13 protein-coding genes are annotated in these 13,692 nt (G+C 58.5%); 6 read left to right on the top strand and 7 right to left on the bottom strand.

Annotated elements, in window-relative coordinates:
* Positions 1 to 159: 159 nt before the first annotated feature.
* The 7 genes from speFL to kdpF form a co-directional block, all read right to left on the bottom strand.
* Positions 160 to 264 (bottom strand): leader peptide SpeFL, encoded by a 105-nt coding sequence (gene speFL / locus LLF79_RS08830; protein ID WP_003858645.1) that lies wholly within the window; start codon positions 262 to 264, stop codon positions 160 to 162.
* 277 nt (positions 265 to 541) lie between these two features.
* Positions 542 to 1,219 (bottom strand): two-component system response regulator KdpE, encoded by a 678-nt coding sequence (gene kdpE, locus LLF79_RS08825; RefSeq protein WP_008501074.1) that lies wholly within the window; start codon positions 1,217 to 1,219, stop codon positions 542 to 544.
* Positions 1,216 to 3,903 (bottom strand): two-component system sensor histidine kinase KdpD, encoded by a 2,688-nt coding sequence (gene kdpD, locus LLF79_RS08820; RefSeq protein WP_227879392.1) that lies wholly within the window; start codon positions 3,901 to 3,903, stop codon positions 1,216 to 1,218. Before kdpD ends, kdpE begins: the two co-directional genes overlap by 4 nt.
* Positions 3,904 to 4,479 (bottom strand): potassium-transporting ATPase subunit KdpC, encoded by a 576-nt coding sequence (kdpC, locus tag LLF79_RS08815; protein WP_227879391.1) that lies wholly within the window; start codon positions 4,477 to 4,479, stop codon positions 3,904 to 3,906.
* 12 nt (positions 4,480 to 4,491) lie between these two features.
* Entirely contained in the window at positions 4,492 to 6,540 is a 2,049-nt protein-coding gene (kdpB, locus tag LLF79_RS08810; protein ID WP_008501077.1) for a potassium-transporting ATPase subunit KdpB, read from the bottom strand.
* Positions 6,541 to 6,558: 18 nt separating this feature from the next.
* Positions 6,559 to 8,238, bottom strand: a complete 1,680-nt coding sequence (gene kdpA, locus LLF79_RS08805) for a potassium-transporting ATPase subunit KdpA (protein ID WP_032674373.1) — start codon at positions 8,236 to 8,238, stop codon at positions 6,559 to 6,561.
* The gene (gene kdpF / locus LLF79_RS08800) at positions 8,238 to 8,327 is read right to left on the bottom strand and encodes a K(+)-transporting ATPase subunit F (RefSeq protein WP_014069365.1); all 90 of its coding nucleotides are present in this window, start codon (positions 8,325 to 8,327) and stop codon (positions 8,238 to 8,240) included. Before kdpF ends, kdpA begins: the two co-directional genes overlap by 1 nt.
* Before the next feature lie 309 nt (positions 8,328 to 8,636).
* On the opposite strand from kdpF, the gene LLF79_RS08795 reads away from it, so the two are divergent.
* The 6 genes from LLF79_RS08795 (at position 8,637) to pxpA (ending at position 13,674) form a co-directional block, all read left to right on the top strand.
* Positions 8,637 to 8,843 carry a YbfA family protein gene (locus tag LLF79_RS08795; RefSeq protein WP_008501079.1) on the top strand — a complete coding sequence of 69 codons (207 nt, stop codon included), beginning with the start codon at positions 8,637 to 8,639 and terminating at the stop codon, positions 8,841 to 8,843.
* A 340-nt stretch (positions 8,844 to 9,183) separates the two neighbouring features.
* Positions 9,184 to 10,596 (top strand): deoxyribodipyrimidine photo-lyase, encoded by a 1,413-nt coding sequence (gene phrB / locus LLF79_RS08790; protein ID WP_039024417.1) that lies wholly within the window; start codon positions 9,184 to 9,186, stop codon positions 10,594 to 10,596.
* A gap of 10 nt (positions 10,597 to 10,606) precedes the next feature.
* Positions 10,607 to 11,350, top strand: coding sequence for a type 2 GTP cyclohydrolase I (locus tag LLF79_RS08785; protein ID WP_021241021.1), 744 nt, complete (start codon positions 10,607 to 10,609; stop codon positions 11,348 to 11,350).
* A 14-nt stretch (positions 11,351 to 11,364) separates the two neighbouring features.
* On the top strand, positions 11,365 to 12,021 hold the full coding sequence (gene pxpB / locus LLF79_RS08780; protein WP_227879390.1) for a 5-oxoprolinase subunit PxpB: 657 nt from the start codon (positions 11,365 to 11,367) through the stop codon (positions 12,019 to 12,021).
* The gene (gene pxpC / locus LLF79_RS08775; RefSeq protein ID WP_021241019.1) at positions 12,015 to 12,947 is read left to right on the top strand and encodes a 5-oxoprolinase subunit PxpC; all 933 of its coding nucleotides are present in this window, start codon (positions 12,015 to 12,017) and stop codon (positions 12,945 to 12,947) included. Before pxpB ends, pxpC begins: the two co-directional genes overlap by 7 nt.
* Positions 12,934 to 13,674: a 5-oxoprolinase subunit PxpA gene (pxpA, locus tag LLF79_RS08770; protein ID WP_008501084.1), complete on the top strand. Its 741-nt coding sequence runs from the start codon at positions 12,934 to 12,936 to the stop codon at positions 13,672 to 13,674. The genes pxpC and pxpA overlap by 14 nt, the downstream gene beginning before the upstream one ends.
* The last annotated feature ends 18 nt before the right edge of the window (positions 13,675 to 13,692 follow it).

Genomic DNA, 13,692 nt, shown 5'->3' with positions numbered 1-13,692 from the left:
TTAAAATCAGTACATTGCTTTTTTGATGATTGAAATTCAGTCCGCCCGGTGCGGATGGGTCTGAATCAAAATGAATGAGCGCACGCGTTCACAGGCAATGACCTGTAAAATAAGATGTTTCAGGGTGACCTGTAAGCGAATGCGCCAGAAGTCGAAGGACTACCGGGCATTAAAGAGATGAAAGTCAAAGCAGTTTCGGTGGGCAAACATCATGATATGTGTTGTCCGCCTTATATGGGGCATTAAACGATTGTTGTTTTCCATGATTTATTTTCCTTTCAGTAATTGAAAGCACGGTCATTTTATCCAGGAAAACGCGATTAACTGTGAAGGAGATCACCGTTAACCGATCATTTTAGAAATAAATAGTCGTTTTTGATGAATATCGCAGATCAAAATTCTGATTTGTTGGTATCGGGTTAATAGGATGTATTGCAAATGTTTTAAATGGACATAAATAACCCAAAAATATCGAGTGGATTATTTATGAAATATTTTCTGAGAGATTTTTATTTTATTTAAAAATAAACTGAATAGTTATTCAGAGCATAAACCGATAACCGATACCGGTTTCAGTTAATAAATGGCGAGGGCGAGCGGGGTCGACTTCGAGTTTCTGACGAAGATGGCCCATATATATGCGTAAATAGTGACTATGTTCCACGGCGTTGGGTCCCCACACCTGACTTAACAGCTGGCGCTGGGTGAGAACCTTGCCGTGATTGTTGAGCAGCACGGCGAGCAGGCGAAATTCGATGGGCGTGAGGTGAATTTCCTCTTCGCCGCGCACAATGCGCCGCGCGGCCAGGTCAACCCGGATATCCCCAAACGTGTAGGTTGGGTCGGCTGGCGTGGTGGCGCTGTGGCGACGCAGCGCCACGCGCAGGCGAGCCTGTAGCTCGCCGATGCCAAACGGTTTAATCAGGTAGTCATCCGCCCCGGCATCCAGCGCGGCGATTTTATCCGTCTCTTCAGTACGGGCGGAGAGCACGAGGATCGGCATCTGGCTCCACTGACGGACTTCACGAATAAAATCGATGCCGTCACCGTCCGGGAGACCCAGATCGAGGATCACCAGGTCCGGCTTGCGGGTGGCGGCTTCAATTAACCCCCGCTGAAGCGTACCTGCATCATGGACGCGCAGCCCGTCTCCTTCCAGCGCAGCGCGCAGAAAGCGGCTAATGGCGATCTCATCTTCAACAATCAGAACGTTGATCACAAATCCTCTGGTAATTCATTAAGTTCTGGCGGGGTTTCCAGAGGAAGTGTAACACAAAAACGCGCACCGCCTTCCGGACGATTCTCCGCGGAAATGGAGCCGCCATGCACGTCAATGATCGCCTGGCAAATAGCCAGCCCCAGCCCCACGCCCGGAATGGCCGACTCCTTATTGCCGCGCGCGAATTTCTCGAAAATAGCCAACTCCTGCCCGGCAGGAATGCCCGGGGCGGTATCCCAGACGTTAAGGCGAAGCGCGCCGTCGTCCACCGTCGCATCCACCCCAATCTGCGCGCTGGCGCCCGCATATTTGGCGGCATTTTCCAACAGGTTGATCAGCACCCGTTCAAACAGCGGACCATCAACATGAATTAAGGTCAGGGGCTCGGGCATGTTCAGCGCAATATGTCGCCCGCCCAGGCCGGGCTCGAGCATTTTCAGCGCGCTGCCCACCACCTCTTCCAGCGTGAGCCACTCTTTTTTGAGGTTAAATCCGCCCGACTGGATACGCGCCATGTCGAGCAGGTTATTCACCAGGCGCGTGGTATTCAGCACGTGCTGGCGGATCTCGCTGGCCTGAAGGGCATGTTTAGAGCCTTCCGCCGCCAGGTCCAGCGTCAGAATTTCTGACTGACCAAACAGGACGGTGAGCGGGGTACGCAGATCGTGAGACAGCGCCGCCAGCAGCGAGTTACGAATGCTTTCACGCTCGCTCGCCAGCCGGGCCTGTTCCTCGCTGGCGGTGAGGGCCAGTCGTTCCAGCGCGCTGGCAACCAGCAGCGTAAACGTCTCCAGTAAACGCTGCTGTTCGGGGATCATCAGCTGGCGCAGGTTGGAAGGCTCCACGATGACCAGCCCCTGATTTTTATCGGCGCTGCGCAGGGGCAGAATTTGGTAGGGCACGCCGGGGAGGGTGTCGGTCCCTGCGCCCGCCGGTAAGCCTTTGTCAAAGCTCCAGCGCGCGATGGCTTCGTCCCAGGGCGTCATGCCTGTGGCGGAGGTCAGCGGGCGCAGCTTGCCGTGTTCGTCCGGGAGTAAAATCAGGTTGCTGGCATGAAACGTCGAGCGGATAAACTGCTCGCTGGTCTGCACGATATCCAGCGGCGTGCGGCCCACCGCCAGCGATTTCGACATCTCATAGAGATGGCGCGTGCGCTGTTCGCGATAGCGGGCGATGCGCGCCTGATAGCGCACGCCCGCCGTCAGATTGCCGATCACCAGCCCGACGGTGAGCATGACGGCAAAGGTGAGGATGTACTGCACGTCCGAGACGGCCAGCGTACCGCGGGGGGCAATAAAGAACAGATCGAAGCTGATGACGTTGATCACCGTCGCCAGGACCGACGGCCAGCGCCCGTAGAAGAGCGCCACCACCACCACGCCCAAAAGGTAGATCATCACCAGGTTGGCTGCATCAAACGCAATCAGCCACTGGCTGGCAATCACGGTAATCAGGGCGCAGAGCACGACGGCGACGAGACAGCCGCGAAGCTGAATGCGCCATTTATCGCTGAAGGTACGGCTGTCCGGCGCGCGATTGGGTAAGGGAGTAGGTTTGTCATCCAGCGCCACGATCACCAGATCCAGATCCGGCGCGCGACGGGCCAGCTTGTCGGCAAAGGATTCGCGGCTAAACCAGCGGCGATGCTGGCGACGGCCGATGACGATTTTCCCCAGGTTATGCTCGCGCGCGTAGCGCAGAATCGCTTTATCTTCCTGCGGATCGGAAAGGGTGGCGGTTTCCGCGCCCAGCTCCTGCGCCAGGCGCAGCGAACTCAGGATCGCGCGGCGCTGGTTTTCGGGCAGCGCGTGCAGCTGCGGCGTTTCGACATATACCGCATGCCAGACGCTGCCAAATTTGGCAGCCAGGCGCGCGGCGGTGCGGACAAGCTTTTCATTGCCGCTGCCGTGGCCCACGCACAGCAGGATGGCGTCCCGCGTGTGCCAGACGCGTTCCTGTCCCTGTAAATCGCGCCAGGCGCGCATCTGATCGTCCACCCGGTCGGCGGTTCGGCGCAGGGCCAGCTCGCGCAGGGCAATCAGGTTGCCTTTACGGAAGAAATGTTCGATGGCGCGCTCGGCCTGGCCGGCGATATAGACTTTGCCTTCGTGCAGGCGCTGGCGTAAATCATCGGGCAGCAGGTCGACCAGCACCACCTCATCGGCGGAATCGAAGAAGGGATCGGGCACCGTCTCGCGTACCTGAATGCCGGTCACGCCGCTGACCACGTCGTTCAGGCTTTCGAGATGCTGAACGTTAACCGTGGTGAACACATCGATACCGGCTTCAAGTAATTCTTCAACGTCCTGCCAGCGTTTGGGGTGGCGCGAGCCTGGCGCATTGCTGTGCGCCAGCTCGTCCATCAGGATAAGCGCGGGGCGGCGGGCGAGGGCGGCATCGAGATCGAATTCGGTGACTAACCGACCGCGGTGGCTGATGCGGCGGGGCGGCTGGGTAGCCAGCCCCTTCAGCAGTGATGCCGTCTCTTTACGTCCGTGGGTTTCAACCACGCCGATCAGAATATCGAGCCCCTGCGCCCGAAGCCGCTGGGCTTCCGTCAGCATGGCGAAGGTTTTCCCGACGCCCGCGCAGGCGCCAAAGAAAATTTTCAGTTTGCCGCGATGGGCTTCAGCCGTCTGTTCAAGCAGCCTGTCCGGATCCGGGCGCATGGGCTCGTCGGTCATTTAGTTTTTCCTTAGCGCGTCCAGCGCCAGATTCAGCTCAACAATATTTACCACGGGCATGCCGATGAAGCTGACCAGCGGCTTTTGCGTGTGCTCTGCCACCAACTGGCTCACCTGTTCCACGGTCAACTGACGGACGGCGGCGACGCGCGGGATCTGCCAGGCCACCGCTGCCGGCGTCAGGCTGTAGTCCAGCCCGCTGGCCGAGGCGGTCACCAGCTCTACGGGCACCTCGCGGCTGGCCTGCGGATTCGCGGCGCGCAGGGTTGCCACGCGTTCAGCGACTGCTTTGTCCAGCTCCGGGTTGCTGCCCGCCAGGTTACTGCCGCCGGATGCCATCGGATTATACGGGCTTTCGGCAGTGGCGGAAGGGCGTCCCTGGAAGTAGCGAGCATCCGTAAAGTTCTGACCAATCAGGCGTGAACCGCGGTTTTCACCGTTTTGCAGTATCAGCGAGCCGTTGGCCTGATCCTTAAACCACCACTGGCCCAGCGCGGTGGTTACCAGCGGGTACAGCCCGCCGGTAATGAGAGACAGCAGAATAAACAAAAGTATAGCGGGGCGTAACATCGTCATTTGATTCACCTTTTAAACCAGCCCGAACAGGGTCAACAGCAGATCGATAACCTTGATACCGACGAAGGGCACCACCAGCCCGCCCAGGCCGTAAATCCACAGGTTGCGGCGCAGCATGGCGGCCGCCGTGAGCGGCTTATAGCTCACGCCCTTCAGCGCCAGCGGGATCAGGAAGACAATAATCAGGGCGTTAAAAATCACTGCGCTCAGAATGGCCGAGGCCGGAGAGTGCAGGTGCATCACGTTCAGGGCGTTTAATTGCGGATAGGTCGCAGCAAACGCGGCCGGAATGATGGCGAAATACTTCGCCACGTCGTTGGCGATACTGAACGTGGTCAGCGAACCGCGCGTCATCAGCATCTGTTTGCCGATGTGCACCACTTCAATCAGCTTGGTCGGGTTAGAGTCGAGGTCGACCATGTTGCCCGCCTCTTTTGCGGCCTGGGTACCGGAGTTCATCGCCACCGCCACGTCGGCCTGCGCGAGGGCGGGAGCATCGTTGGTCCCGTCACCGGTCATCGCCACCAGACGGCCTTCCGCCTGATACTGACGAATCAGTGCCAGCTTGGCTTCCGGTGTGGCTTCGGAAAGGAAATCATCCACGCCCGCTTCGGCGGCAATCGCCGCGGCGGTAAGACGGTTATCCCCGGTGATCATCACCGTTTTGATCCCCATTTTACGCAGCTGGGCAAAGCGCTCTTTGATGCCGCCTTTGACGATGTCCTTCAGGGCAATGACCCCGAGCACGCGCGCGCCTTCGGCCACCACCAGCGGCGTCGCCCCCTGACGGGCCACGCTTTCGACCAGGCTGTCCACTTCCGGCGGGAAATGACCGTTGTTGGCCTCAATGTGGCGGCGAATCGCGTCAACCGAGCCTTTACGGATCATGCGATCCTGAATGTTAATGCCGCTCATGCGGGTTTGCGCCGTGAAGGGCACGAACGTGGCGTGCAGGCTCTGCACGTCGCGCTGGCGCAGGTTAAAGCGCTGCTTGGCGAGGATCACAATGCTGCGGCCTTCCGGGGTTTCATCGGCAAGCGATGAGAGCTGGGCGGCATCCGCCAGCGTTTTTTCATCCACGCCCGGGGCGGGTAAGAAATCCGACGCCTGACGGTTACCGAGGGTAATGGTGCCGGTTTTATCCAGCAGCAAGACATCCACGTCACCGGCGGCTTCTACCGCACGCCCGCTGGTGGCGATGACGTTGGCACCGAGCATACGGCTCATGCCGGCGACGCCGATGGCCGACAGCAGGCCGCCGATGGTGGTGGGGATCAGACAAACCAGCAGCGCCACCAGCACCGTGACGGTGACCGCGGTACCGCCATAGGCAGAGAACGGCCACAGCGTCGCGGTTGCCAGCAGGAAGACAATGGTCAGGGCCACCAGCAGGATGGTCAGGGCAATCTCGTTTGGCGTTTTACGGCGCTGTGCGCCTTCCACCATGGCGATCATCCGGTCGAGGAAGGTTTCACCCGGGTTAACGCTGCACTGGATCACCAGCCAGTCGGAGAGAATGCGCGTCCCGCCCGTCACGGAGGCGAAATCGCCGCCGGACTCACGGATCACCGGCGCGGATTCGCCGGTAATAGCGCTCTCATCGACCGATGCGCCCCCTTCAATAACTTCGCCGTCGCAAGGGATGATGTCACCGGCTTCCACCAGCACCACATCGCCTTTACGCAGTTCATCTGCCGGAACGTGGTCCATCTGCGCGCCGTACTTCGGCTCACGTAGCTTGCGTGCGAAGGCGGTCTTTTTCACCCCTTTCAGGCTGTTGGCCTGGGCTTTGCTCCGGCCTTCCGCCAGCGCTTCCGCAAAGTTGGCGAACAGCACGGTAAACCACAGCCACAGGCTGATGGCGCCGGTAAACATCGCATTTCCCGGCATATGGCCCGTTCCCATGGCAATCGCCAGGGCGGTGGTCAGGACGCTTCCCGCCCAGACGATAAACATCACCGGGTTGTGCCACTGCACGCGCGGGCTCAGCTTTTTCACCGCATCCATGAGCGCCTGGCGAACTAATGACGGTTCGAACAGGGCCAGTTGTTTACGACTCATGACAATTTCTCCGCAAAATCAGCGTAAAGAGAGGTATTCCGCGACCGGGCCTAACGCGAGGGCGGGGATAAAGGTCAGGGCGCCGACCAGCAACACGGTGCCCGTCAGCAGGCCGATAAACAGCGCGCCGTGGGTCGGTAACGTTCCGGTGGTGGTCGGTTGGATTTTTTTGTTCACCAGCGATCCGGCTATCGCCATAACCGGCACAATGATCCCGAAGCGGCCCACGAACATGCAGAACGCCAGCAGACAGTTCCAGAACGGAGAGTTGGCGCTTAAGCCTGCAAAGGCGCTGCCGTTGTTGTTGGCGGCAGAGGAGACGGCATACAGCACTTCGCTAAAACCGTGAATGCCGGGGTTAAAGATGCCGCTGCGTCCAGCCTCGGTCATCAACGCCAGCGCGGTGCCGAGCAGCACGAGAGCCGGGGTGACCAGAATTGCCAGTGCGGTTAACTTCATCTCGCGAACGTCGATCTTTTTACCCAGATACTCCGGGGTGCGGCCAATCATCAGACCGGCAATAAACACCGCCAGCAGCACGAACAGCAGCATGCCGTAAAGACCGGAGCCCACGCCGCCAAACACCACCTCACCAATCTGCATCAGCCACATCGGGATCATGCCGCCCAGCGCCGTAAAGGAATCATGCATGGCATTGACGGCCCCGCACGACGCTGCCGTGGTGACCACCGCATACAGGCTACTGGCGAGAATGCCAAAGCGGCTCTCTTTACCTTCCATGTTGATTGCGCTATCTGCACCCAGTGAGAGGAAGTGCGGATTACCCTGCCATTCGGCCCACATCACCAGCGCAACACAGACCACAAAGATCAGCGACATGGTCCAGAGCAGGGTACGCCCCTGGCGGCGATCGTTGACCACGTCGCCAAAGGCAAAGCAGAGCGCGGCGGGGATCAGGAAAATCGCCAGCATCTGCACAAAATTGGTCAGGGCGGTCGGGTTTTCGAACGGGTGCGACGAGTTGGCATTGAAGAAGCCGCCACCGTTCGTTCCGAGCATTTTGATGGCTTCCTGCGACGCCACTGGCCCCATCGGCAGGAGCTGTTTTGCGCCTTCCAGCGAGGTATAAGGTGCGTAAGGCAGCAGGTTTTGCAGGCTGCCCTGCTGTATGAAGAACAGCGCGATCAGCAGCGCAATCGGCAGCAGGATCCACAGCGTAATGCGCGTCAGGTCTACCCATGCGTTACCCAGCGTGCTCACTTTTTGGCGCGCAAACGCCCGCGTTAGCGCGAAGATCACCGCAATACCGCTGGCGGCAGAGAGGAAGTTCTGCACGGTTAGCCCGACCATCTGGCTGAAGTAGCTGAGCGTGGTTTCACCGGCATAGGACTGCCAGTTGGTGTTGGTGACAAAACTGACCGCCGTGTTTAGCGCCAGATGCCAGGACAGGCCCGGTAACTGCTGCGGATTCAAAGGCAGGACACCCTGCAACATCAGCATGGCAAAAAGCGCGATGAGGCCAACGATATTCAGCAGCAGAATGGCGATCAGATAGTCACGCCAGTTCATCTCCCGATCGTCTATACCCAGTACGCGCCAGATCCCTTTTTCAACGCCTCCCGTGCCGGGCAGGGGAACGTTATTGATCAGCCGTGCCAGCCCCGAGCCCAGTGGCCTTGCCAGGACGAACAACACCACTAAGAAACTGGCAATAAGCAAAAACGCCTGAGCAGCCATCAGAATGCCTCCGCATTAATCAGGGCATAAACCAGATAACCCAATAACAGGAACACCAGCACGATGCCGGCAATAAGACCTGCACTCACAATCCACCTCCGGGTGACTTTTGTTGTTGTGCTAACGGTAGGATTTATGGCGCAAAGATTTCGCAAAAATGAGAAGGGCGGGTGTAAAAAAAGTATAAAAATGGCAAAGCCCACAATTTAACTATTGATAAGTAAATCGTTAACTTTTTTGTAACTTAATTACGGCGTGAATGTAAATTTTCGCTAAACGGACGAAAATAAGTGGTCGGATGAGTAGTAAAATTACAAACAAAGCGATATTATTTTAGCCAGGTCACAGATTTTGAATTTTCCGGATGACGTTTCCGGCCAACTATAGGGGAGAAAAATATGGATCTTTATAAAGAGTTTCCGGCTCATATCGTGTTCATGCGCCGCGCTTTCGCCGTAGTGGCTGGCGTGCTGGCTCTGCCGGTGATGCTGTTCTGGAAAGATCGTGCACGTTTTTATAGCTATCTGCACCGCGTCTGGGCGAAAACCAGCGAGAAGCCGGTGTGGATGGATCAGGCCGAGAAAGCGACCTGCGATTTTTACTGATACTAAGACGACACCCAGAAAAAAACGCCGGGGGAGTGATAGCCCCTCGTCAGGGTTTACAGGCACATAATAGCCGTCTTTCTTGCCGGGTGACGCTGCGCTTACCCGGCCTACACAGGGCAAAGAGATCAATGCATTGCATGTTTCATTGTAGGCCCTTGCAAGCGTAGCGCCGCCGGGCGAAATGCACAGCATGCACCTTGTCATCAGTCTGTAAGGCCGCCTTGGGCGGCCTTTTTTATTTCATCCCGTCTACACTTCATGGCAAAGTAGTTCAATGCATGCTTTTTCCTTTTACGGCATGCCCTTACGGACATAATGGACAATAGCCTGGAGTTTTATGCCCACCCATCTGGTTTGGTTTCGCGCGGACCTGCGCGTACATGACAACTTCGCACTCGCGGCAGCCTGCCGTTCCGATGACGCCAGCGTGCTGGCGCTGTTTATCGCTACGCCTGAGCAGTGGCAGCAGCATGATATGGCCCCGCGGCAGGCGGCTTACCTCAAATCGCATCTGAACGATCTGCAACACTCACTGGCTGAAAAAGGTATCCCGCTGATCTACAAAGAGGTCAGTGACTTTGCCGCGCAGCTTAAGATGTTGCGGGAGGTATGTCAGCAGAACGGCGTCACGCATCTTTTTTATAACTACCAGTACGAGCTGAACGAACGGCTGCGGGATCGCCAACTGGAGAACATTCTGGGCGAGGTGGTTTGTGAAGGATTTGATGACAGCGTAATGCTGGCACCGGGCAGCGTCATGACCGGCGGCCATGAAATGTATAAAGTGTTCACACCGTTTAAAAATGCTTTTGTTAAACGTCTGAAAGAGGCGCTGCCGGAGTGCGTACCCGCACCCGCAGCCAGAGGGGAAGCTATAACCACGCTGCCTGAATTAACGTTTAACTATCCCCAACAGGCATTCGATGAGCTTCTGTTCCCCGCAAACGAGAAGGCAGCAATTGCGAAGCTGCGCCAGTTTTGCAAACAGGGCGCGGGAGAGTACGACGCGCGCAGGGATTTCCCGGCGATTGAAGGGACAAGCCGCTTATCGGCAAGCCTGGCGCTGGGCGTACTCTCTCCTCGCCAGTGTTTACATCGTCTTCTGGCCGAGCAGCCGCAGGCGATGGACGGCGGGGCGGGTTCGGTGTGGCTGAACGAACTCATCTGGCGTGAATTCTATCGCCATCTGATGACGTATCATCCCGATCTCTGTAAGCATCGTCCGTTCATCCCCTGGACCGACAACGTAAAATGGCAGCACGATGAGGCACGTTTACAGGCCTGGCAAAAAGGGGAAACGGGCTATCCGATTGTTGATGCTGCCATGCGCCAGCTGAATGAAACCGGGTGGATGCACAACCGCCTGCGAATGATTACCGCCAGCTTTCTGGTGAAGGATCTGCTTATCGACTGGCGTATCGGAGAGCGCTATTTTATCTCTCAGCTGATCGACGGCGATCTCGCTGCGAATAACGGCGGCTGGCAGTGGGCGGCCTCTACCGGCACCGATGCGGCTCCCTATTTCAGGATTTTTAATCCGACCACTCAGGGGCAAAAATTTGATGCCAACGGCGACTTTATCCGCCGCTGGTTGCCCGCGCTCAGGAACGTTCCTGCGAAAGCAATCCACGACCCGTGGGCATGGGCGGATAAACAGGGCGTAAAGCTCGATTATCCCCGCCCGATTGTTGACCATAAACAGGCGCGCACCGCCACGCTGGCGGCGTACGAAGCCGCCCGAAAAGTTTGAGAGCATAAAGATGAAAAACAGTGAACTGGAACGCCTGATTAACGAAAAACTCAATACCGCCTCCTTTAGCGACTACGGCCCAAATGGCCTGCAGGTAGAAGGGCGCGAAACGGTGCAGAAAATTATCACCGGCGTCACGGCAAGCCAGGCGCTGCTGGACGAGGCTGTCCGTCAGGAAGCCGATGCGGTGATTGTCCATCACGGCTACTTCTGGAAAAACGAATCACCGATTATTCGCGGCATGAAGCGCAACCGCCTGAAAACGTTGCTGGCAAATGACATCAACCTGTACGGTTACCACCTGCCGCTGGACGCACACCCGGAACTGGGCAACAACGTTCAGCTTGCGCAGCTGTTGGGGATAACCGTAATGGGCGAAATCGAGCCGCTGGTGCCGTGGGGCGAGCTGGCGATGCCGGTTCCCGGACTGGAGCTGGCCTCGTGGATTGAAGCGCGCCTGGGGCGTCGCCCGCTGTGGTGCGGCGATACGGGCGCGGACCTGGTAAAACGCGTTGCCTGGTGCACCGGGGGCGGGCAGGGCTTTATCGACAGCGCCGCGCGCTTCGGTGTTGATGCCTTTATCACCGGCGAGGTTTCCGAGCAGACCATTCACTCGGCGCGTGAACAGGGGCTGCATTTCTACGCGGCCGGCCATCATGCCACCGAGCGCGGCGGCATTCGGGCCCTCAGCGAGTGGCTGACGGAAAATACCGATCTGGATGTAACCTTTATTGATATCCCTAACCCGGCCTGATGAGAGGTGCCTGAGTGCAGCGAGCGCGTTGTTATCTTCTGGGAGAAACGGCAGTGGTTCTGGAGCTCGAGCCGCCGGTGACCCTTGCCACGCAAAAGCGTATCTGGCGGCTAACCCAGCGTCTGGTCGATCTGCCGGACGTGGTTGAAGCCATTCCGGGGATGAATAACATCACGGTGGTGCTGCGTAGTCCGCATACGCTGGCGCTGGATGCCATCGAGCGTTTACAGCGCTGGTGGGAAGAGAGCGAGGCGCTGGAGCCGGAATCGCGTGCCATTGAGATCCCGGTCGTTTATGGCGGTACGGGGGGACCGGATCTTGGTGTGGTCGCAGACCATTGCGGACTCACCGAAAAGCAGGTTGTTGAGCTGCACAGTTCGGTGGATTACGTCGTCTGGTTCCTGGGATTCCAGCCCGGATTCCCGTATCTGGGGGGATTATCTCCCCGGCTGCATACGCCGCGCCGCGCTGAACCGCGCCTGAGCGTACCGGCGGGGACGGTCGCGATTGGTGGCGAGCAGACCGGCGTATATCCGCTGGCTTCGCCCGGTGGTTGGCAGCTTATTGGGCATACCGCCACCCCGTTATTTGACCCCGGGCTGGCGTCGCCAATACTCCTGCGCCCGGGCGATACCCTTCGCTTTATCCCGCAGAAGGAGGGGGTATGTTAACGCTTATTCGCGCCGGGCTTTATACCTCCGTACAGGATGCCGGGCGCTTTGGCATGCGCCAGTCCGGCGTGAGCTATTGTGGCGCGCTGGACCGTCCAGCACTGGAAATCGCTAACGTGCTGGTGGGCAACCCCGGCAGCACGGCGGCGCTCGAAATTACGCTCGGCCAGTGTGTCATTGAGTTTGGTCAGGAGACCTGGTTCGCGCTCACCGGCGCCGGCTGTGATGCCACGCTGGACGGCAAAGCGGTGTGGACCGGCTGGCGTCTGCGGGCGAAAGCCGGGCAGCGTCTGACCTTAAAGCGTCCTCTGCACGGCGTGCGTAGCTATCTCGCGGTGGCTGGCGGCATTGATGTGCCTGAGGTGCTGGGCTCATCCAGTACCGATCAGAAAGCCGGGATAGGCGGTCACGAAGGACGTCTGTTGCGCGACGGCGATCGCCTGGCGATTAAGCCCTCTTCGCGTCACTTCTCGACGGCTCAGGGGGTAAAACAACTTCTCTGGGGAAACCAGATCCGCGCCTTACCGGGGCCGGAATATCATGAGTTCGACGAGGCCTCAAAAGAGTCTTTCTGGCGCGCGCCGTGGAAGCTTAGTCCGCAGAGTAACCGAATGGGCTATCGTCTGCAGGGGCAGCCGCTGATCCGGACCACCGACCGGGAACTGCTCTCCCACGGTTTGTTGCCCGGTGTTATTCAGGTTCCAGGCAACGGGCAACCGATCGTCTTAATGAACGACGCGCAGACGACGGGGGGCTATCCGCGAATTGCCTGCATTATTGAAGCCGATCGCTACCATCTGGCGCAAATTCCCCTCGGACAGCCGATTCACTTCGTGCAGTGTTCGCTGGAGGAAGCGCTAAAGGCGCGGCAGGATCAGCAGCGCTATCTCGAACAGCTGGCGTGGAGGCTCGATGGTAAAGATTGATTTAAACGCCGATCTGGGCGAGGGCGGCAGCGCCGACGCGGCGCTAATGACGCTGGTCTCTTCGGTCAATATTGCCTGCGGCTTCCACGCGGGCGATGCGCAAACCATGCTGGAGAGCGTGCGTCATGCCATCAAAAATGGCGTGGCGATTGGCGCTCACCCGAGCTTCCCTGACCGGGAGAACTTTGGTCGCACCGCGATGGACCTGCCGCCTGAGACGGTCTACGCGCAGGTGCTCTACCAGACTGGCGCGCTGGAGGCGATGGTTCGCGCCGGGAAGGGCGTACTGCGTCACGTGAAGCCGCACGGTATGCTCTATAACCAGGCGGCAAAAGACCCGGTGCTGGCGGCGGCGATTGCCCGTGCGGTGCGGGACTGTAATCCGCAGCTGATTCTGGTCGGCCTGGCGGGCAGTGAGCTTATTCGTGCCGGAGAACGGCTGGGGCTGACCACGCGGCAGGAGGTGTTTGCCGATCGGGGATACATGCCGGACGGCAGTCTGGTTCCGCGCACGCAAGCCGGTGCGCTGATTACCGATGAAGCGAAAGCGCTGGCGCAGACGCTGGAGATGGTGCGCTACGGGCGAGTGACCGCCGTGGATGGCACAACGGCGCACGTTCAGGCGGATACGGTATGTTTACACGGCGATGGCGAGCATGCGCTCCAGTTCGCGCGCCGCCTGCGGGCCGCGTTCGCTGAAGAGGGCATTCTTGTCAGCGCAGATTAATGATAAAAGGACAGAAAA

This window comes from Enterobacter cloacae complex sp. 2021EL-01169, assembly GCF_020733125.1.
GTDB lineage: Bacteria > Pseudomonadota > Gammaproteobacteria > Enterobacterales > Enterobacteriaceae > Enterobacter > Enterobacter roggenkampii.
Note: the sequence above shows the minus strand (reverse complement) of the source record. Positions and strands in the feature narration are given on the sequence as shown.

What these genes read in the sequence shown, in the direction of transcription:
- kdpB (WP_008501077.1), bottom strand. Translation starts at nt 6,540, where the DNA reads ATGAGTCGTAAACAACTGGCCCTGTTCGAACCGTCATTAGTTCGCCAG.
- pxpA (WP_008501084.1), top strand. Translation starts at nt 12,934, where the DNA reads ATGGTAAAGATTGATTTAAACGCCGATCTGGGCGAGGGCGGCAGCGCC.
- LLF79_RS08785 (WP_021241021.1), top strand. Translation starts at nt 10,607, where the DNA reads ATGAAAAACAGTGAACTGGAACGCCTGATTAACGAAAAACTCAATACC.
- phrB (WP_039024417.1), top strand. Translation starts at nt 9,184, where the DNA reads ATGCCCACCCATCTGGTTTGGTTTCGCGCGGACCTGCGCGTACATGAC.
- kdpC (WP_227879391.1), bottom strand. Translation starts at nt 4,479, where the DNA reads ATGACGATGTTACGCCCCGCTATACTTTTGTTTATTCTGCTGTCTCTC.
- pxpC (WP_021241019.1), top strand. Translation starts at nt 12,015, where the DNA reads ATGTTAACGCTTATTCGCGCCGGGCTTTATACCTCCGTACAGGATGCC.
- speFL (WP_003858645.1), bottom strand. Translation starts at nt 264, where the DNA reads ATGGAAAACAACAATCGTTTAATGCCCCATATAAGGCGGACAACACAT.
- LLF79_RS08795 (WP_008501079.1), top strand. Translation starts at nt 8,637, where the DNA reads ATGGATCTTTATAAAGAGTTTCCGGCTCATATCGTGTTCATGCGCCGC.
- kdpA (WP_032674373.1), bottom strand. Translation starts at nt 8,238, where the DNA reads ATGGCTGCTCAGGCGTTTTTGCTTATTGCCAGTTTCTTAGTGGTGTTG.
- kdpD (WP_227879392.1), bottom strand. Translation starts at nt 3,903, where the DNA reads ATGACCGACGAGCCCATGCGCCCGGATCCGGACAGGCTGCTTGAACAG.